The 18,071-nt window shown below is 66.3% G+C and carries 17 protein-coding genes; 9 read left to right on the forward strand and 8 right to left on the reverse strand.

What is annotated here, in order from left to right; genetic code table 11:
- Window positions 1–12: 12 nt before the first annotated feature.
- On the reverse strand, window positions 13–2,319 hold the full coding sequence (gene parC, locus Ga0102493_RS11235; RefSeq protein WP_034900476.1) for a DNA topoisomerase IV subunit A: 2,307 nt from the start codon (window positions 2,317–2,319) through the stop codon (window positions 13–15).
- Window positions 2,320–2,510: 191 nt separating this feature from the next.
- On the opposite strand from parC, the gene Ga0102493_RS11240 reads away from it, so the two are divergent.
- A complete protein-coding gene (locus tag Ga0102493_RS11240) occupies window positions 2,511–3,053 on the forward strand; it encodes a type 1 glutamine amidotransferase domain-containing protein (protein WP_034900475.1) in 543 nt (180 codons plus the stop codon).
- 195 nt (window positions 3,054–3,248) lie between these two features.
- On the opposite strand, the gene Ga0102493_RS11245 is transcribed toward Ga0102493_RS11240, so the two are convergent.
- The 4 genes from Ga0102493_RS11245 to Ga0102493_RS11260 form a co-directional block, all read right to left on the reverse strand.
- On the reverse strand, window positions 3,249–4,352 hold the full coding sequence (locus tag Ga0102493_RS11245) for an AI-2E family transporter (RefSeq protein ID WP_051697442.1): 1,104 nt from the start codon (window positions 4,350–4,352) through the stop codon (window positions 3,249–3,251).
- Window positions 4,353–4,449: 97 nt separating this feature from the next.
- The gene (locus Ga0102493_RS11250) at window positions 4,450–4,785 is read right to left on the reverse strand and encodes a 2Fe-2S iron-sulfur cluster-binding protein (protein ID WP_034900474.1); all 336 of its coding nucleotides are present in this window, start codon (window positions 4,783–4,785) and stop codon (window positions 4,450–4,452) included.
- 31 nt (window positions 4,786–4,816) lie between these two features.
- Window positions 4,817–5,914, reverse strand: a complete 1,098-nt coding sequence (locus tag Ga0102493_RS11255) for a cysteine desulfurase family protein (RefSeq protein WP_034900473.1) — start codon at window positions 5,912–5,914, stop codon at window positions 4,817–4,819.
- Window positions 5,911–6,966 carry a cysteine desulfurase family protein gene (locus tag Ga0102493_RS11260; protein ID WP_034900471.1) on the reverse strand — a complete coding sequence of 352 codons (1,056 nt, stop codon included), beginning with the start codon at window positions 6,964–6,966 and terminating at the stop codon, window positions 5,911–5,913. Before Ga0102493_RS11260 ends, Ga0102493_RS11255 begins: the two co-directional genes overlap by 4 nt.
- Window positions 6,967–7,081: 115 nt before the next feature.
- On the opposite strand from Ga0102493_RS11260, the gene Ga0102493_RS11265 reads away from it, so the two are divergent.
- The 3 genes from Ga0102493_RS11265 (at window position 7,082) to Ga0102493_RS11275 (ending at window position 8,517) form a co-directional block, all read left to right on the forward strand.
- A complete protein-coding gene (locus Ga0102493_RS11265) occupies window positions 7,082–7,738 on the forward strand; it encodes an alpha/beta hydrolase (RefSeq protein WP_034900469.1) in 657 nt (218 codons plus the stop codon).
- A gap of 198 nt (window positions 7,739–7,936) precedes the next feature.
- Complete coding sequence (locus Ga0102493_RS11270; RefSeq protein WP_034900467.1) at window positions 7,937–8,329, forward strand: hypothetical protein; 393 nt, start codon at window positions 7,937–7,939, stop codon at window positions 8,327–8,329.
- Between the two features lie 32 nt (window positions 8,330–8,361).
- Window positions 8,362–8,517 carry an energy transducer TonB gene (locus Ga0102493_RS11275; protein ID WP_150132462.1) on the forward strand — a complete coding sequence of 52 codons (156 nt, stop codon included), beginning with the start codon at window positions 8,362–8,364 and terminating at the stop codon, window positions 8,515–8,517.
- Between the two features lie 131 nt (window positions 8,518–8,648).
- Here Ga0102493_RS11275 and Ga0102493_RS11280 read toward each other — a convergent pair whose 3' ends face one another.
- The gene (locus Ga0102493_RS11280; RefSeq protein ID WP_236922212.1) at window positions 8,649–8,864 is read right to left on the reverse strand and encodes a hypothetical protein; all 216 of its coding nucleotides are present in this window, start codon (window positions 8,862–8,864) and stop codon (window positions 8,649–8,651) included.
- A 136-nt stretch (window positions 8,865–9,000) separates the two neighbouring features.
- Between Ga0102493_RS11280 and Ga0102493_RS11285 the strand changes: the two genes are divergently transcribed.
- Window positions 9,001–10,890, forward strand: a complete 1,890-nt coding sequence (locus tag Ga0102493_RS11285) for a DUF885 domain-containing protein (protein WP_034900465.1) — start codon at window positions 9,001–9,003, stop codon at window positions 10,888–10,890.
- 161 nt (window positions 10,891–11,051) lie between these two features.
- Window positions 11,052–12,617, forward strand: a complete 1,566-nt coding sequence (locus tag Ga0102493_RS11290) for a hypothetical protein (protein ID WP_051697439.1) — start codon at window positions 11,052–11,054, stop codon at window positions 12,615–12,617.
- Window positions 12,618–12,643: 26 nt separating this feature from the next.
- Here the strand turns inward: Ga0102493_RS11290 and Ga0102493_RS11295 are convergent, their stop codons facing one another.
- Both Ga0102493_RS11295 and Ga0102493_RS11300 read right to left on the reverse strand, forming a co-directional pair.
- The gene (locus tag Ga0102493_RS11295; RefSeq protein WP_034900462.1) at window positions 12,644–13,003 is read right to left on the reverse strand and encodes a hypothetical protein; all 360 of its coding nucleotides are present in this window, start codon (window positions 13,001–13,003) and stop codon (window positions 12,644–12,646) included.
- A 117-nt stretch (window positions 13,004–13,120) separates the two neighbouring features.
- Window positions 13,121–14,728 (reverse strand): phosphoenolpyruvate carboxykinase, encoded by a 1,608-nt coding sequence (locus Ga0102493_RS11300; RefSeq protein WP_034900461.1) that lies wholly within the window; start codon window positions 14,726–14,728, stop codon window positions 13,121–13,123.
- Between the two features lie 335 nt (window positions 14,729–15,063).
- Here Ga0102493_RS11300 and Ga0102493_RS11305 point away from each other — a divergent pair, with 335 nt between their 5' ends.
- The 3 genes from Ga0102493_RS11305 (at window position 15,064) to Ga0102493_RS11315 (ending at window position 18,002) form a co-directional block, all read left to right on the forward strand.
- A complete protein-coding gene (locus tag Ga0102493_RS11305) occupies window positions 15,064–15,885 on the forward strand; it encodes a response regulator transcription factor (RefSeq protein ID WP_051697437.1) in 822 nt (273 codons plus the stop codon).
- 67 nt (window positions 15,886–15,952) lie between these two features.
- Window positions 15,953–17,542, forward strand: coding sequence for a sensor histidine kinase (locus tag Ga0102493_RS11310; RefSeq protein WP_081845486.1), 1,590 nt, complete (start codon window positions 15,953–15,955; stop codon window positions 17,540–17,542).
- 7 nt (window positions 17,543–17,549) lie between these two features.
- The gene (locus Ga0102493_RS11315; RefSeq protein ID WP_034900533.1) at window positions 17,550–18,002 is read left to right on the forward strand and encodes an HPr kinase/phosphorylase; all 453 of its coding nucleotides are present in this window, start codon (window positions 17,550–17,552) and stop codon (window positions 18,000–18,002) included.
- Window positions 18,003–18,071 lie beyond the last annotated feature (69 nt).

The following is an 18,071-nucleotide window of genomic DNA, read 5'->3' on the forward strand; positions in this document are numbered from 1 at the left end:
CCACGCGCCTCCTCAATCGAACCGGTTGTCCTTGGGGAAGCCCTGCGGCGGCATCCGCCCTGCTGCGCCGCGGGCGACCTTCCATTGCCAGATGTCGCTTTCCGTCCGCGTGCGCCCCTGCGAGCCGCCCATCGTCCAGCTCAGGCCCTCCTCGAACCGGAAAGTCGTCGCATCCGACAACCCTCCGTCGCGGTAGCGCTGCAGCTGAACGCCCTGTCCGCGCGCCATTTCGGGCATTTCCTCGATGTTGAACACGATGAGCTTGCGATTGTCGCCCACGGCGGCGACGTGATCGTGCCCCTCGGCCACCTGCCGGACCACCTGGAGTTTCGCCCCACCCTTGAGATTCACGACCTGCCGGCCCTTGCGGGTCTCGGCCAGCAGATCGTCGCTCTTCGCTAGGAACCCCTTCCCGCTCGATGCCGCCAGCAGGAGCTTTCCACCTGCTTTATGGACGAGCATCTTGGCGATCGAGCTTTCCGCCTCGAGGTCGATCATGGTCCGCACCGGTTCGCCGAAGCCGCGCGCGCCGGGCAGCTTGTCGCAGCCCAGCGTGTAGAAGCGCCCGTCGCTGCCTGCGATCAGCAGCTTGTCGGTGGTCTGGGCATGCGCAATGAAGGCGAGCGCGTCGCCTTCCTTGTACTTGAATTCCTGGTCGAGCGGGACGTGACCCTTGGCCGCACGGATCCAGCCCTTCTGAGACAGGATGACGGTGATCGGCTCCTTCTCGATCATCGCGTCCATGCTGAATTCGACCGCGGGCGCCGCTTCCTCGATCCGCGTGCGGCGCGCGCCCAGCGCAGTGTTCTCGGCATAGTCCTTGCGCAGGCTTCGCAGGTCCTTCTTGAGGCGCGTGCGCTGGCGGGCCGGGCTTTCCAGCAGCTTGGTAAGGTCGTCCTGTTCGGCCAGCAGCTCGTCCTTTTCCTGTCTGAGCTGCATTTCCTCAAGCTTGCGCAAGGACCGCAGCCGCATATTCAGGATCGCCTCGGCCTGGCGGTCGGTGAGCGAGAATTCCGCCATCATGACCGGCTTGGGCTCGTCCTCGGTGCGGATGATCTCGATCACCCGGTCGAGATTGAGGAAGGCGATGATGTAGCCCTCGACCAGTTCGAGGCGTTTTTCGATCTGGTCGAGCCGGTGGCGCGCGCGGCGCTGGAGAATCTCGATCTGCGCGGCGACCCAGTGGCCGAGCAGTTCCTTGAGCCCCATCACCATCGGGGTGCGGTTCGCATCGAGGACGTTGAGGTTGAGCCCGAAGCGCGTCTCGAGATCGGTCAGCTTGAAGACGCTTTCCTTGAGCAGGTCGGGATCGACATTGCGGCTTTTGGGCACGAGAACGATGCGGATGTCCTCGTCGCTTTCATCGCGCACGTCTTCGAGGATGGGGAGCTTCCGATCGGCGATGGTCGCTGCGATCTGCTCGATCAGCTTGCCCTTGGCGACCTGGAACGGGATTTCCGAAATGACGAGCTGCCATTGCCCGCCGCCCAGCCGCTCGATCCCGGCCTCGCGGTCGGCCACGTTCTCGGACTCGGGCGCACGGAAGACGCCCCGCACCCGGAACGAACCGCGCCCGGTGGCATAGGCCTCCGAAATCGTCTCGGGGCTGTCGACGATCTGGCCGCCCGTGGGGAAATCCGGTCCGGCGAACAACTCCATCAGCCGGGCATGCTCGACATGGGGGTTGTCGATAAGCTCGAGCGTGGCGTCGATGATCTCGGCGACATTGTGCGAAGGGATGTTGGTCGCCATGCCGACCGCGATCCCGCTTGCCCCGTTGGCGAGCAGGTTCGGGAACAGGCCGGGCATCAGTTCAGGCTCGTGTTCCTCACCGTTATAGGTCGGCAGGAACGTGACCGTGCCTTCGTCGAGGCCCGCCATCAGTTCCATCGCGGTCTTGGTCAGCCGCACCTCGGTGTAGCGGTAGGCGGCCGCGTTATCGCCGTCGATATTGCCGAAATTGCCCTGCCCCTCGACCAGCGGGTAACGCAGCGAAAACGGCTGGGCGAGGCGGACCATCGCATCATAGGCGGCGACATCGCCATGCGGGTGATACTTGCCGACCACGTCGCCGACGACGCGCGCGGATTTCTTGAAGGCGCTGTCTGGACGCAAAGCCAGCTGGCGCATCGCCCACAGCAGGCGGCGATGGACCGGTTTGAGGCCATCGCGCAGGTCAGGAAGCGAGCGCGCGGTGATCGTCGAGAGCGCATAGACGAGATAGCGCTCCTCGAGCGCTGCGTCGAAGGGCGCGTCGACGATCTGGTCGAAGGGATCTTCCGGCGGCGCGGGTGCACCAGGAGCGGTCGTGTCTGCCATGAATCAGCCCCTAGCAAGCCGCGCGCGCGGGCGGGAGAGGCGTTTCCACAGTCTCGATGCGGCGCCCCTGCGAGCCGGTTCGGCCCGCCCGCGCTCGACCCGCCGAAACCCAGCCACGAGCGAGCGGGCAAGGCGGAACGCATGGCCTTCCTGTTTCGTTGAATAATCAAACGGATAAAGGAGACACAATCATGAAACGCATTCTCATCATAGCAACCAACGGTTTCGAACAGTCGGAACTGACCGAGCCGCGTTCGATCCTCGAGAAGGCTGGCGCGGAAGTGACCATCGCCAGTCCCGAAAGCGGCTCGATCACGGGCTGGGACAAGAACAATTGGGGCGACGGCGTATCGGTCGACATCACGCTCGATGAAGTTTCGAGCGGCGATTTCGACGCGCTGATGCTTCCCGGCGGCCAGATCAATCCCGACATCCTGCGGCTCCAGCCGCGAGCGATCGAACTGGTGCGCGAATTCAATTCCGCCGGGAAACCGGTCGCGGCCATCTGTCACGCACCGTGGCTGCTGATCGAAGCAGGCATCGCCAAGGGCAAGACGATGACAAGCTGGCCCTCGGTCCGAACCGACCTTGCCAATGCAGGCGCGAACGTGGTCGACCAGGAGGTGGCGGTCGATGGCAACATCATCACCAGCCGCAAGCCGGACGACATCAAGGCCTTCGCCGGAGCGATCAAGGAAGCGCTCGCAATGGAAAGCGTCAGCGAGAACGCCTGATCCTCAACCCGAAACCCGGCCCGTTTTGATCCGTCAAAGCCGCGGCCGGTCCCGACCTCCCCTCTGCAGGGCCGGTCGTGGCAAGCGCCCCGTCGTGCCGCAAGGCGCGGCGGGGTTTTCGCGTGCCGGGGCGCAGCCACGGGCGCGATGGCTCAGTCGGGGTTTTGTCAGTCGGGATCCCAATAATTCAGGACCTCAGTCGGGCCGGCGATATTTCTCCAGTTCTTCCATCGTCGAACAATCCGTAAGCAGCAGGGCGACGCCCTTGGTTCGGTCGAAATGGGCCATCACCATGGTCAGCAGCACGGTCAGCGGGACCGCCAGCAGCGCCCCCGGAATGCCCCAGACGATCGACCAGAACATCAGCGCAATCAGCACCACCAGCGGCGAAATCGCGAGCCGTTTGCCCATCAGCTTGGGATCGAGGAAATTGCCGATCACCTGTTCGATCGCAAGAAGCCCCCCGCCGATGATCGCCGCCGTCCCGAGATCGCGCGTCACCAGCACGTAGAATACCGGCAGCACCCCGCTGATGATCGAGCCGACTGTAGGCACGAAATTGAGCAGCACGGTGAGCACGCCCCAAAGAACGAGATAATCGACCCCGAACAGCGCGAGCCAGCCCATGTAAAGGCCGGCGCTGATCAGGCTGATGATGAAGCGGGTGGTGAAATAGGCACGGAATTTCTGTCCCACGCTGCGCCCGATCTCGAGCCAGCGCTGGTCGCCGCCCTGGCTCGAGAGGGTGAGGATCTTGCTGTGCCAGTTCTCCGCCTCGGTCAACATCAGCAGCATCAGGAAAACGATGAGGATGAGCCCGCCCAGCGTGCTCGCCGTTATGTTGAGCGCGGCGAGCGCGGTCGAAACGAGCGGCCCGCCTGCCGAAAACGCGCTCCCGCCGGGCGAGCCGTCGAGGAAATCGGGCAGCGGCCCGGGCAGCGCGCCGAGACGTTCGCGCAGCTCCGGTCCGACATCCTGCACCAGGCCATAGACCTGCTGGGCGGCAAGGCCGAGACCGAGCAGGAATATCGCGAGGATCCCCACCACCAGCAACATGCCAGCAAGCGCGCCCGTCCATTTGAGGTTTCGCGGCATCCGCTCCCGGATCGGCTCGACCAGCGGCCAGACACCCAATGCAAGCAGCAGCGCCGCGAAGAAGGGCATGGAGATCGTCATCGTCTCCATCAGCAGCCAGAATACGGCGGCGAAGGCGATCGCGCCGAGATAGGCATTGCGCGCGGCTCCCCTGCGCTCGGGCGAGCGATCCGAAGGCGCGGGACTTGGACTGTTCTTTTCCATGCAACTTATGGAAACGAGGATGCCGCGGGCCTGTTCCGGCCCTCATCGGCGCTGCGGCGATGCGTTTGCCAGCGCGGACGGACTTGCCCCCGGGGGGCTACATCCGTCGGGCGTCGATGCTTTCGGACGGCACGCTCACCGTCAGCCCGTCCATCTCATCGGTCAGCTCGATCTGGCAGGAAAGGCGGCTCGTGCGGCGCACCCCGGCGGCGAAATCGAGCATGTCCTCCTCCTCCTCGCTTGCCTGCGCGAGCCGGTCGAACCACTCGGGAGCGACAATGACGTGGCAGGTCGAACACGCCATCTGCCCCTCGCATGTCCCCTCCAGCGGCAGGCCCGCGGCCTGGCCGACGCGCAGCAGGCTGTCGCCCGGTTCGCCCTCGGCCTCGACCGCGCGGCCCTGCGGGTCGATGAAGCGCACCTTTATGCCCATGGCCCGATCCTTTTCATGGCTCCGCCCGTCCTCATGGCCACTGCCCTCCGGCGGCCTCGGTGATCGCGCGCGCCGCCTGTTCGATATCGTCCCGCCGCGTATAGCGCCCGAAGCCCAGGCGGATCGAGGCCTTCGCTTCGCGATCGGACAGGCCGATCGCGCTCAGGACATGGCTCGGCCTACCCGATCCGCTGGCGCAGGCGCTTCCGGCCGAGAACATGACATTGCGGCAATCGGACATCAGGCGGGAGACATCGAGGCCTTCGCGGCGGATATTGAGATTGCCGTGCCAGCGTTCGGATGCGCTGCCGTTGAGGGTCCATTCGGCGAACAGTTCGCGCGCGCGGGTCCACAGCGCCTCGATGTGTTCGGCATCCGCGGTCATGCGTTCCTCAGCGATCTGCGCCGCCGCGCCAAAGCCTGCACAAAGCGCCGGGGAAAGCGTGCCCGAGCGCAGTTTCGCTTCCTGACCGCCGCCGAACATCAGCGGTTCGACCTCCTCCCCGTCGCGTATCCAGAGCGCGCCAATGCCCTTGGGACCGTGGATCTTGTGCGCGGAGATGGCGATGAAATCGGCATCGAGTTCGGTCAGAGGCACCCGGCCATAGGCCTGCACCGCATCGACCAGCACCAGCGCGCCCTTGGCGCGCGCGATCCGGACTATGTCGCCGAGCGGGTGGCGCGTCCCGATCTCGTTGTTGATCGCCATCGCCGCGACGAGCCCGGTGGCCGGCCCCGCCGCTTCTTCGAGCGCGGCGATATCGGCCCGTCCGTCCGGCCGGACGGGAAGCACGGTGAAAGCCCGCCGCGAAGCCTCGACCGGGCGCATGCAATCGAGCACGGCGGCGTGTTCCGTGGCAAAGGTCAGCACGTCGCCGCCCGTGCCCCTGAGCGCCGTGTTCAGTGCCTCGGTCGCCCCGCTGGTGAAGATGACGCGCCCGCCGGCCGGCAGCAGCGCCGCAACCCGCTCGCGCGCGGCCTCTATCGCGGCCGAGGCCGACCGGCCCATGCGGTGCGCGCTGTGCGGATTGCCGAAGCCTGTTCCCTCCGGCCCTTCGAGCCAGCGCAGCATCGCCTCGCGCGCCTCGGGCGCTAGCGGGGTGGTCGCCTGGTAATCGAGATAGATCATCCGCCCGCGAACTCCCGCCATTGGTCGCAGAAGCGCATCACCTCCTCGCGCGTCGTCGACCAGCCGAACGAAACCCGGATCGTGTTCGCCGCGATCTTCTCGTCAATCCCCAGCGCCTCCAGCACGTGGCTGGTCTTCATCGTGCCCGACGAACAGGCCGAGCCCTGGGACACGGCGAACCCCGCCATGTCGTAGCGCATGACCTGCGCGCTGCCGCTCATGTTCGGCATGGCAAGCGCGCGGACATAGGGTGTGGGATCGGACAGGCGGTCGGCGAGCCAGGTCCCGCCCAGCTGCCGGCAATCCTCGGCCAGCGCATCGAGCGGTTCGAGCGTTTCGGGCGCGAGATAGGGATCGCCATCGGCCTCCAGCGCCGCCGCCATGCCGAGCGCGCCGGGCAGATTCTCGGTCCCGCGCCGATAGCCGCGTTCATGCCCGCCCGATGGTTCGAGCATGGCGTAATCCCTTACCAGCAGGGCGCCGACGCCGATCGGCCCGCCGAACTTGTGCGCCGACACAATCGCCATGTCGCACGGGGGAAGCGCGAACTTGCCCGCGCTCTGCGCGCAATCGGCGAGCAGCAGCCCCCCCGCCTCGTGCACGATGCCCGCAATCGTTTCGAGATCCTGCCGGTTGCCGGTCTCGGAATTGACGTGCTGGACCGCGACCAGCGGGCGCTCGCGCCGCACGGATTCGCGCAAGGCGTCGAGGTCGAGCGCCCCGTCGGGCATGACGGGCAGGCGTTCGGCGGTCGGCGCGGCCTTGAGGATCGCGTCGTGCTCCACCGCGCTGACCAGCCGCGCGCCCGCCTGGGCGCGGGTCAGGGCAAGTTCCGCGCTCTCGCTCGCGCCCGAGGTGAAAATCAGCTCCCCCTCCCAGCCCAGCGCCGCCCTGATCCGCGCGCGCGCATCCTCGAGCGCGGCTCTCGCCTTGCGCCCTTCGGCATGGGGCGAGGACGGGTTCGCCCACAAGGCAAAGCCTTCCTGCAAGGCGGCCTTCGCCTCCGGACGCAGCGGTGTCGTGGCGGCATGGTCGAGGTAATTGCGCGTCAAGCTGGAATCACCCGACAAAAAATTGCGAAAATGGCATCGGGGCCTATATAGAGCGCGCTTTCGCGGGGACCAACCGGTCGTCCGCGTGTCGATTCTACGCAAGGTTCAATCTCGGATGCCCTCAGTCATCTTTCCCGGCCCAGAAGGCCGTCTCGAAGGCCGTTTCTCACCGCCGCCGCGCCCGCGTGCGCCGGTCGCGCTGATCCTCCACCCCCATCCTGAAGGCGGGGGCACGATGAACGATCGGATCGTGCAGAGGCTCTACAAGACCTTCGCCGATCGTGGTTTCGCAACGCTGCGGTTCAATTTTCGCGGCGTCGGGCGCTCCCAGGGGAGCTTCGATTCGGGCGTGGGCGAACTCTCCGACGCGGCAAGCGCGCTCGATTGGGTCCAGTCGATCCATCCCGAAGCGCAAACGACATGGGTCGCGGGCTATTCCTTCGGCGCGCTGATCGGCATGCAGCTGCTCATGCGACGCCCGGAAGTGCGCGGTTTCATCTCGGTCGCACCGCCTGCGAACATGTACGACTTCTCTTTCCTCGCCCCCTGCCCCGCGAGCGGTATTTTCGTGCAGGGCGCAGCCGATACCGTGGTCCAGCCGAACGCGGTGCAGAAGCTCGTCGACAAGCTGCGCACGCAAAAGCACATCACGATCCATCACGAGGAAATCCCGCGCGCCAATCACTTCTTCGAGAACGAACTCGAGGAATTGATGGGTTCGGTCGATAATTACCTCGATTTCCGGCTTTCGCCCGACTGCCCGATCAAGTGACTTCGTACATTCGCGGGCTTTGCCGCGTGAAACTTTGGCGTAATTTAATTACGCAAGTTGGATTAGTTTTAATCCGCGACCGGTCCTGATCGGCAACTCGAAACAATTTCGTTTCTCTCCCGTTACATTGCAACCTGCCAGGCGAGCGGGCCGTTTCCTACGGCCCCTCGCCTACAGGCAACGGGAAAGGAGCCCTTCATGAGCACGCTCGCATATCGCGCGAAGCCGAATCCGGCCGCGCTCCTCGGCGCGCTCGGCGTGCCTGCCGCCTTCGCCGCGCTGCTCGTCGCCGGCCTCGCGGTCACCGCGGTCACGCCCGAATTCGTGCCCAATCCGATCGCCGAGCCGATCGAGGACGAAGTGGTCGAGATCACCCCCATGGCCGAATTGCCCGAGCGTCCGGTCGATCCCGCCGCACCGGCGACCGCGCCGGTCGAAACGGTCTCGGCCCGTCCCGACCGACATGCCGACACCCGCTTCGAATTCGGCGACACCGCCCCGATCGGGGCTTTGCCGGGCCTCGGCGACGCATTGCCCGGCGAGATCGGCGAGATCGCCCCGCCCCGCTTCCCGCCTTCGCCGATCCGGTGATCGCCAGGCCCAAGGGCAGTCTGGGCGAGTGGGTGACCGACGCCGACTATCGCAGCCGCTGGATCCGCGAGGGAATGAGCGGGACCGCTCGCTTCACGCTCGCGATCGATCCATCGGGGCGGATCAGCGAATGCACCATCACCCGGTCTTCTGGCCATGCCGAACTCGATGCGGCGACTGTCGCCTGATCGAGCGCCGCGCCCGTTTCGAGCCCGCGCGCGATGGTGCAGGCAACAGGGTCGCGGGGACCTATTCCAACGCGATCAACTGGAAAATCCCGGACTGATCCGGGCGCAGGTGCACGGGGGGTGCGGGAGGCTCAGCCCTCCCCGCCTTTCTGCACTTCGCCGAGCGGCGTCGTCCCGTTGGAAGTCGGCACGGTCCAGATCAGCACGTTCGCCACCGCGATCAGCGCCAGCAGCACCATCAGCGCCGGATTGCGCACTTCGCCCGTGCGGCGCCACAGGACGAAAGCCCCCGCCAGCAGCGCGAGCGCGGCCAGCATCACGATCGAGAGTACGAGGTCCGTCGTCACGCCTGCGTCCTTGTCCGGTTAAATCCGCCCGCGATATTCCCCCGCCTATGATAGCTCCGCCCGCCCCGATCAAGCGCCCGGCAGCTTTCGACGCCCGCGATTGACACCCGGGATGCGGACTTTAACACCCCGGCCCATGAGAGAGAGCAACGCAGCCAAGATCCCCGCCCGTTCCGTCAATCGCCGCGAAGCGCTCGGCACGTTCGGCGGTGTTTCCGCGCTCGCGCTGCTGCCCGGTTGCGCCGCGGGATATTCCCAGCCGAGCCTGCGCGACACGCCGCCCGACACGCTTTCGCCCGACCGGATGCTCGACCGGATCGCCTATGCGATGCTCGAGCACGAGCCGGGCCGTGCGACCGGCCTGGGGATCGACAACGGCGAATATGCCGGCTGGCGCGGGACCTTCGGCAAGGTCGGCGAGGAAGGGCGCGAGGCCTATGCCTCGACCCTGCGTGACGCGCTCGAAAAGGCGCGGTCCTATCCGCGTGAGGGCATCTCCGCCGACCAGCAGGTCGGCTTCGAAGTGGTCGAGACCGCCTTTGCCAGCGCGCTCGAAGGCATGGCGCTGCCCTATGGCGAAGTCGCCGTCGGATCGTGGCGCAATGCGCCCTATGTCGTGATCCAGAATGTCGGCGGCTATATCGACTATCCGCGCTTTTTCGGATCGACGCAGCCGGTGCGATCGGATTCGGACGTCTATTTGTACCTCAACCGCCTCAGCCAGGTGCCCACCATCCTCGATGCCGAGCGCGAACGCATGCGCGAGGCACGGGGCATGGGCGTGGTCCCGCCCGACTTCCTGCTCGACAAGGCGATCGCGCAGATGGAAGCAAGCATTGCGGCCGCCGCCGAGGGCACGCCCTATGCGGGGCCGCTCGCCGAGGGGATACGCGCGAATCTGCCGGACGGTTCGTTCGACGAACAGGTCGAGATGGCGCGCGAGATCAGCAGGCTCGACATTGCGCCCGCGCTCGCCGCGCAAATGGAGGAGCTGAAGGCCCAGCGCGCCGTCGCGACGTCCGATGCCGGCATGTGGGCGCGCCCGATGGGCGATGAATGGTACGACTGGGCGATCCGCGCCTCGACCACGACCTCGCTTTCGCCCGACGAAATCCACCGGCAGGGGCTTGAGGAACTGGCCGATCTGCATGGGAGGATGGACCCGATCCTGCGCGAAATCGGCTATACGAAAGGCACGGTCGGCGAACGGATGAAGGCGCTTTCCAAGGACCCGCGCTACCAGTTCGCCAAGGGCGATGAGGGCCGGGCCGAGATCATGGCCTTCATCGAAGAGCGGATTGGCTGGATCAAGGCGCAGATGCCGCGCGCCTTCACGCAGCTGGTCGACCCCAACCTCGAAGTGCGCCGCCTGCCGCTGGCCGAGGAGCCGGGCGCGCCGGGCGCCTATGGCGGCGCGGGAAGCAAGGACGGGACCATCCCGAGCCGGATGTGGATCAACCTTCGCACCACCGATCTCCACCGCAAATACGACCTTCCCGATCTCACCTTTCACGAGACCATTCCCGGTCATGTCTGGGAGGGCGAGTTTTCCAACCGCCTGCCGTTGATCCGTTCGATCCTCGCCTTCAACGCGTTTTCCGAAGGCTGGGCGCTCTACGGCGAACAGCTCGCCGACGAACTGGGCGCCTATGAGGAATTCAAGGTCGGGCGGCTGGGATACCTGCAGAGCCTCGCCTTTCGCGCCTGCAGGCTGGTGGTCGATACGGGCCTTCACGCAAAGCGTTGGACGCGCGAGGAAGGGCGCCGGTTCTTCGTCGAGGAAAACGGGTCGAAGCCGCAGGAAGTCGCAAGCGAGGTCGATCGCTATTGCAGCTGGCCGGGCCAGGCCTGCGGCTACAAGGTCGGGCACACACAGATCGTCGAACAGCGCGAGCGGGCGAAGACGGCGCTCGGCAGCGCCTTCGATTTCAGGTCCTTCAACACCGCGGTGATCCTTGGCGGAAACGCGCCCCTCAACGTGGTCGAGAACACGGTCGGCCGCTACATCGCCGGCGCGCGGGGGTGACGCCCGCGCCACCGCGCAAGGTGGCAAGGGGTGAGGTGGCAAGGGGCTGGAGCCGGGCGGCAAGTGCCTAAGTAGTCGCGGGTTCGGGGTGGCAACACGGCCGCGCCGAGCTATAGTCCCGCCATCCGAAAAGCGTATCGCAGACGCTCAAGGGGGGACATATGCTTACCGACATCGCGCGCTTTCTCGCCCGCGCGGCCGCGTTCTTCGCCGCCGCGCTTGTTTTCGCTGCGCCCGCGCAGGCCGACTGGCACAAGGCCGAAACCGAACGCTTCGTCATCTATTCCGACAGCGATGCGCGCGACATCCGCGAATTCGCCGAGCGGCTCGAACGCTATCACATGGCGATGTCGAAGCTTTCGGGCTTCAATCCCGCAGTTCCCAGTCCCTCCAACCGGGTGACGGTCTATGCCGTCGGTTCGGAGCGCACGCTGCGCAAGCTCTATGGCGATACCGGCTCGAATGTCGCGGGCTTCTACATTCCGCGCGCGGGCGGTTCGGTCGCCTTCGTGCCCAATGTGAGGCTGCGCGGGAACGAGACCGATTTCACCCTGATCGTGCTGATGCACGAATATGCGCACCATTTCTTTCTGTCAGCCACGCCCTATGCCCTGCCACGCTGGATCACCGAAGGCTCGGCGGAATTCTTCGCCGCCGCCCGGTTCCAGAAGAATGGCGGGGTCGATCTCGGTCTGCCGGCCAATCACCGGGTCGGCGACCTCAATTTCGCCGACCAGCTGTCGATCGAGGAGATCCTCGATTACGACCGGGTCGTCGCGGAAAGGGGTCGGCGGCGTGACGGTTTTTACGGGCAGGCGTGGCTGCTCTTCCACTACCTGATGTTCCACGAAACGCGCTTTCCGCAATACAGCGAATATGCCCGCCTCTACATGCAGGGCATGCCCAGCCTGCAGGCGGCCGAAGAGGCATTCGGCGATCTCGGCGAGCTCGAAAAGGAGCTGAAGGCATACCAGCGCAGCCGCCGGATCCCGGCCCAGCGACTGCCGGCGGAACTCCTCCCGATCGGCCAGATCACCGTGTCCGAACTGTCCGAGGGCATGAACGAGATGATGGACGTGATCGTGAAATCGCGCCGCGGCGTGAACCAGGAGGAAGCGCTCGAACTGCTGCCCGACGCGCGCCAGGTCGCAGGCGAATTTCCGCAGGATGCGGGCGTGCTCACCGCGCTCGCCGAAGCGGAATACGATGCCGGCAACGATGCCGAGGCGATTGCCGCGGCCGACCGCGCGCTGGCGCTCGATCCGTCGCGCAAGAACGCCTATGTCCAGAAGGGCTATGCGCTGTTTCGCATGGCCCTCGACGCGAAAGACCAGGACGCCGCCTATGATCACGCGATGGAGCCGTTCACCGCACTGAACCAGATGGAGCCAGACCACCCGCTCCCGCTGATCTATTATTACCGCAGCTTCGTTCAGCGCGGGATGCGTCCCGAGGAGAACGCGAAGCTCGCGCTCAAGCGGGCCTCGGAGCTTGCGCCCTTCGATCAGGGGCTGCGGCTCAATGTCGGGATGATGCTGATCAGCGAACGGCTCAACCAGGCGGCGCGCGCCACGCTAGCGCCGCTCGCCGCAGACCCGCACGGCTCAGGCGCGGCGCAAAAGGCGCGACAGCTCATCGCGGTGCTGGAAAAGACCCCGGACGGGACCCCGCTCGACATGTCGGCACTGGTGGCGGACAATGACGAGGACACCGAGAGCGGGGGCTGAAACCTGCCGCCCGTTCCTGCCCGGCCTCAGCCCTTCCCGCCGAACAGACCTTTCGCCATCCCGGCAATGTCGTCCATCGCATCGCCGTCGCCGTCAAGATCGAGCAGCCCGGAAAGCGAGGAGGGGTCTTCCTCGATCATGCGCGCGAATTCGGAGAGCGAGCCATCGCCCCCGATCTGGGCGACGATCTGCGACAGGATGCCGGTACCGAGCCCGGTTCGTTCGGAAGCGAGTTCGATCGTGTCGCCTTCCATCTGGTGCGTCTGGCCGAGAACCGCGATCGCTTTTTCCGCAAGGGCGGGATCGATGCCGACCTTGCTCGCCAGATTAGCCACGTCGTCGGGCGCGCCGCCGATATTCCTCATCAAATGATCGAGCATGCTCATAACTGTCCTCCCTCATCGCACGCGAGTCGGATTGGCGCGCGATGCAATCATGACAGCCTTACATTACGACGCAAGGACGCTCCCCGCCGCCGACAGGGGCGGGGAGCGCAGGCACGGTCAGGCCGCCACCGGCGCCGCCTTGCGCACGCCTTCGTCGACATGGGCCTCGAACTCGGCGAAATTGTCGATGAAGAGCTGAACCAGCTTCGCCGCGGTCGCGTCGTATTCCGCCTTGTCGTCCCACGTGCTGCGCGGGTCGAGGATCGACTGCTCGATCCCCGCCTCGGACAGGGCAGGCACGCTGATCGGCACGGCGAAGCCGAAATTGGGGTCCTGCCGGAATTCGACATGGTCGAGATCGCCGTCGAGCGCGGCATTGAGAAGCGCTCGGGTCGCCTTGATCGGCATGCGGTGGCCAGCGCCGTATTTCCCGCCCGTCCAGCCGGTGTTGATGAGCCAGCACTGCACGGAGCCCTTGGCGATGCGCTCCTTCAGGAGATTGCCGTAGACGCTCGGATGGCGCGGCATGAACGGCGCACCGAAACAGGTCGAGAACGTCGCCTCGGGCTCGGTCACGCCGATCTCGGTCCCGGCGACCTTGGCGGTGTAGCCCGACAGGAAGTGATACATTGCCTGTTCCGGCGTCAGCCGCGCGATCGGCGGAAGCACGCCGAAGGCATCGGCCGTCAGCATCACGACGTTCGAGGGAACGGGGCCGAGGTTCTTCTCGCTCGTATTGGGGATGAAGTCGATCGGATAGGCCCCGCGCGTGTTTTCGGCGAGGGAATTGTCGTCGAGGTCGAGCTCGCGCGTGTCGAGGTCCATGACGACATTCTCGAGCACGGTGCCAAACCGGCGCGTGGTGGCGTAGATTTCGGGCTCGGCCTCTTCGGACAGGCGGATCATCTTGGCATAGCAGCCGCCTTCGAAATTGAAGACCGCGGTGTCCGACCAACCATGTTCATCGTCGCCGATCAACGTCCGGCTGGCATCGGCCGACAGCGTGGTCTTGCCCGTGCCCGACAGGCCGAAGAAGACCGCCGTCTTGCCGTCCTCGCTGATATTGGCCGAGCAGTGCATCGGCATCACGCCGCGCGTCGGCAGCAGGTAGTTGAGGATACCGAAGACGCTCTTCTTCATCTCGCCGGCATATTTCGTACCGCCGATCAGGATCAGCTTTTCGGAGAAATTGACCGCGATCACGGTCTCGCCCCGCGTGCCGTGGCGTTCGGGATCGGCGCGGAAGCTCGGCAGGTCGATGATCGTGTATTCGGGCGAGAAGCCGGAGAGTTCATTGGCATCCGGGCGCACCAGAAGGGTGCGGATGAACAGGTTGTGCCACGCCAGTTCGTTGATGACGCGCACATTGACCCTGTGTTCCGGCTGCGAGCCGCCGAAAAGGTCGGCGACATAGAGCGTGTCCTTTTCCGCGACCGCCTGCATGAAATCCGCCTTGAGCGCGGCGAAATGTTCGGGCGTCATCGGCACGTTGACCTTGCCCCACCATACGCTGTCCTCAGTCTCGCCGTCGCGCACGATGAACTTGTCCTTCGCGCTGCGCCCGGTATGCGCGCCGGTCTTCACGACAAGCGCGCCATGCCTGGAAAGCGATCCCTCGCCATTCGCGAGCGCGGCCTCGACGAGTTCGGGAGTGCCTAGATTTGGGTGGATTTCAGCCGAGGTCTCGATTCCCTGGCTGGCAAGAGAAAAGGCGAGCGGGGTCAACTTCTTGGTCTCCTGAACCGGATGGCGCTGATGCGGGCATGGTGTTCGACGTTCGGATCTGAAGGCCGGCGAATGCACCCGATTCTCCCGCGAATGCGAAGCGATTCGTGGCGCATCCGGACCCCCAAGACCGTTGGGCATAGGGGCGCGTCGGCGCGTCGTCAAACCGCCCTGCGCCCGCTTGCCCGCCATGCCCCGCAAGGCGTGGCCGGGCCTCTGCTTGCGACGGCGGCGTTGTCTTGGACGGGCGCCCGCGCTAACTCTGGTCCGGCGCATGAGACGACCCGGGTAGCGTTCCGCAAGCGGGGTCCGGCGCGGGCGAGAGGAAGGACACGATGTCGGCCAGCGATGACGCGATCGGCGAGACGCAGGCGCAAGCCGCCTCCCATGCGTCCGCGCCGGCGAACGCGGACGACGACGCGCAGTCCGGCAACGCCCAGCCGAGGGGCAGCGAAATCGCCCTGGTGGACGATGACCGCAACATCCTCACCACGGTCTCGATCGCGCTCCAGGCCGAAGGGTTCGTGACCCGGCTCTATTCCGATGGCGAGACGGCATTGAAGGCGTTGGTCGACAATCCGCCCGACCTCGGCGTGTTCGACATCAAGATGCCCAAGATGGACGGAATGGAATTGCTGCGCCGGGTGCGCGAACATTCCGCGCTGCCGGTCATCTTCCTCACCAGCAAGGACGATGAGGGCGACGAGGAAGCGGGGCTCGAACTGGGCGCGGACGATTACATATCCAAGCCGTTCAGCCAGCGCCTCCTGATCGCGCGCATCCGGGCGATCCTGCGCCGGGCCGAGCCGGCCCGCGCCGGGGCGAGCGAAAGCGGCGAGGCCCGGCCCACCCATCCGATCATCGAGCGCGGGCGGCTGTTCATGGACCCGGCCCGCCACCACGTCACCTGGGACGATCGCCCGGTCAGCCTGACCGTGACCGAATTCCTGATCCTCGAAGCGCTCGCCGCGCGCCCCGGCGTCATCAAGAGCCGCAACCAGCTGATGGACGCGGCCTATCCGGACGATGTCTTCGTCGACGACCGCACCGTCGACAGCCATATCAAGCGCATGCGCCGCAAGTTCCGCAGCGTCGATCCCGACTTCGGCGCGATCGAGACGCTCTATGGCGCGGGCTACAGCTTCAACGATGTCTAACCGCGGGGGCGCCCGGGCGCGGCCCGCCGCCCGTCTGTCCGCTCGCGCGCCCTCGCCCGCGCGCGTTATGGGGCGACTGCCGCCGGGTGCGCGGCGCGGCTCGGGCGAGGTCCATTCCGCGCTGCGCACGGGCGAGCAGTTCACCACCACCGGCCGCTTTGCGCTGACCGCGCGCATCCTCGTGGTCAACATCCTGCCGCTGGTGCTGCTGGGCGGCGGGCTGTTCTACCTTGACGGCTACCGCACGCAGCTCATCAACGAACGCTTCAAGATGGCCCGGATCGAGGCCCAGATCACGGCCGAGGCGCTTGCCGGCGCGACCCGCGAGCGGCAGGAGGCGTTGCTCGTCCAGATCGGCAAGGAACAGCGCATGCGGCTTCGGATGTTCGATGCCGAGGGGCGGCTGTGGGCCGACAGCTTCGCGCTCGCCGAGCCCGCCTTCCAGTTCGACGACATCTCCGACGACAGCTGGGACCAGCAATTCGCCCGCTGGCTCGACCGGACTGTGGACACGATCGTCTCGGCCGAACCGGTCACCGATTACGTCGAACCTGAAGCGCAGGAAGCCGACGCCTGGCCGGAACTCGCCCGCGCGCGCGAAGAGGGGGTGAGCCAGGTGCGGCTCTACGACTGGCTCGACGGGACGCCGGTCATCACCGCGGCGGCGCCGGTCGGCCTCAACGGGGCGACCCTGCTGACCGTGCGCAACGCGGTCGACATCACCGAAAGCGTGCGCGCGGCGCGATCGACGCTGGGCATCGCGGTGCTGTGCGTGCTCGCCGCCTCGATCCTGCTCTCGCTGTTCCTCGCCCGCACGATCGTCACGCCGCTGCGGCTGCTCGCCAAGGCGGCGATGCGGGTGCGCGCCGGCCGCGAACGCGAGGTCGAGGTCCCCCGCCTGCCCGAACGCAGCGACGAGATCGGCCTGCTCGCCCGCGCGGTTTCGGACATGACTGGCGCATTGCGCCAGAGGATCGACGCGGTCGACAGCTTCGCCGCCGATGTCGCGCACGAGATCAAGAACCCGCTCGCGAGCCTGCGCAGCGCGATCGAATCCCTGCCCCGCGTCGAGGATCCCAATCTGCGCCGCGAACTCGAACAGATCGCCACCCACGACGTGCGCCGGATCGACCGGCTCGTCTCGGAAATCTCGGATGCGAGCCGGATCGACGCCGAGATGAGCCGCGCCACGCTCGAACGGATCGACCTTGCCGATCTCGTGCGCGCGATCATCGGCAGCCGCGAACACCGCTCGGAGAACGAAGGTCGCGCGATCGAGCTTGCCGCGCGCGGCTTCGCACCGATCGTCGCGGGAGTGGGCGCGCGGCTCGAAAGGGTGGTCGAAAACCTGCTCGACAACGCCGTCTCCTTCTCGCCGCCCGATGCGCCGATCGAGGTCGGGATCGACAATGACGGCGACTGGGTGACGCTCACCGTGTGCGACTATGGTCCCGGCATCCCCGAAGATTCGCGCGACAAGGTGTTCCAGCGGTTCCATTCGGTGCGCCCTGAACAGGAGGATTTCGGCCATCATTCCGGCCTCGGCCTCGCCATCGCGCGCGCCATCGCCGAAGCGCATGACGGCACGCTTCGCGCCGACAGCCGCCCCGATGCCAAGCGCGGCGCCTGCCTGCGCCTGCGCCTGCCGGCCGCCTGAAGCCGCGATGGCGGAGGACGACACCACCGTCATCCAGGCGAGCGCGGTCGCGATTTCCGGCCGCGCACTTCTCATCGAAGGCGCGCCGGGCAGCGGCAAGTCGAGCCTCGCGCTCGCGCTGATCGAACGGGGCGCGAGACTGATCGGCGATGACGGCGTGTCGCTTTCGCGCGGTGAGGACGGCGCGCTCATCGCCGCACCGCCACCCCGCATCGCCGGTATGATCGAACTGCGCGGGGTCGGGATCGTGCGGCTGGAGACCGCTCCTCCCGCCCCGGTCGCGCTGATTCTCGCGCTTCGCTCTCCCCGCGATGCTTCGCCGGAACGCCTGCCCGAGAGCGTGCCCACCCGCCCCTTGCTCGGCTGCGAGATCCCCGTCCTGCCCTTCGAACCCGGACCCCTCGCCCCGGCGATGCGCGCCGAATGGGCGCTGCGGCTGCATGGTCTGGCCCCGCGTTGAAACGCGCGGCGCCGAGCAGCACGAAGTGCAAAAAAGGCGCTTCCCATAGCTGGCTCTCCCGGCGAAAAT

The sequence above is a fragment of the Erythrobacter litoralis genome (assembly GCF_001719165.1).
GTDB lineage: Bacteria > Pseudomonadota > Alphaproteobacteria > Sphingomonadales > Sphingomonadaceae > Erythrobacter > Erythrobacter litoralis.

What these genes read in the sequence shown, in the direction of transcription:
- Ga0102493_RS11240 (WP_034900475.1), top strand. Translation starts at nt 2,511, where the DNA reads ATGAAACGCATTCTCATCATAGCAACCAACGGTTTCGAACAGTCGGAA.
- Ga0102493_RS11305 (WP_051697437.1), top strand. Translation starts at nt 15,064, where the DNA reads ATGTCGGCCAGCGATGACGCGATCGGCGAGACGCAGGCGCAAGCCGCC.
- Ga0102493_RS11250 (WP_034900474.1), bottom strand. Translation starts at nt 4,785, where the DNA reads ATGGGCATAAAGGTGCGCTTCATCGACCCGCAGGGCCGCGCGGTCGAG.
- Ga0102493_RS11270 (WP_034900467.1), top strand. Translation starts at nt 7,937, where the DNA reads ATGAGCACGCTCGCATATCGCGCGAAGCCGAATCCGGCCGCGCTCCTC.
- Ga0102493_RS11290 (WP_051697439.1), top strand. Translation starts at nt 11,052, where the DNA reads ATGCTTACCGACATCGCGCGCTTTCTCGCCCGCGCGGCCGCGTTCTTC.
- Ga0102493_RS11265 (WP_034900469.1), top strand. Translation starts at nt 7,082, where the DNA reads ATGCCCTCAGTCATCTTTCCCGGCCCAGAAGGCCGTCTCGAAGGCCGT.
- Ga0102493_RS11310 (WP_081845486.1), top strand. Translation starts at nt 15,953, where the DNA reads ATGGGGCGACTGCCGCCGGGTGCGCGGCGCGGCTCGGGCGAGGTCCAT.
- Ga0102493_RS11255 (WP_034900473.1), bottom strand. Translation starts at nt 5,914, where the DNA reads ATGATCTATCTCGATTACCAGGCGACCACCCCGCTAGCGCCCGAGGCG.
- Ga0102493_RS11295 (WP_034900462.1), bottom strand. Translation starts at nt 13,003, where the DNA reads ATGAGCATGCTCGATCATTTGATGAGGAATATCGGCGGCGCGCCCGAC.
- Ga0102493_RS11285 (WP_034900465.1), top strand. Translation starts at nt 9,001, where the DNA reads ATGAGAGAGAGCAACGCAGCCAAGATCCCCGCCCGTTCCGTCAATCGC.
- Ga0102493_RS11245 (WP_051697442.1), bottom strand. Translation starts at nt 4,352, where the DNA reads ATGGAAAAGAACAGTCCAAGTCCCGCGCCTTCGGATCGCTCGCCCGAG.
- Ga0102493_RS11315 (WP_034900533.1), top strand. Translation starts at nt 17,550, where the DNA reads ATGGCGGAGGACGACACCACCGTCATCCAGGCGAGCGCGGTCGCGATT.
- parC (WP_034900476.1), bottom strand. Translation starts at nt 2,319, where the DNA reads ATGGCAGACACGACCGCTCCTGGTGCACCCGCGCCGCCGGAAGATCCC.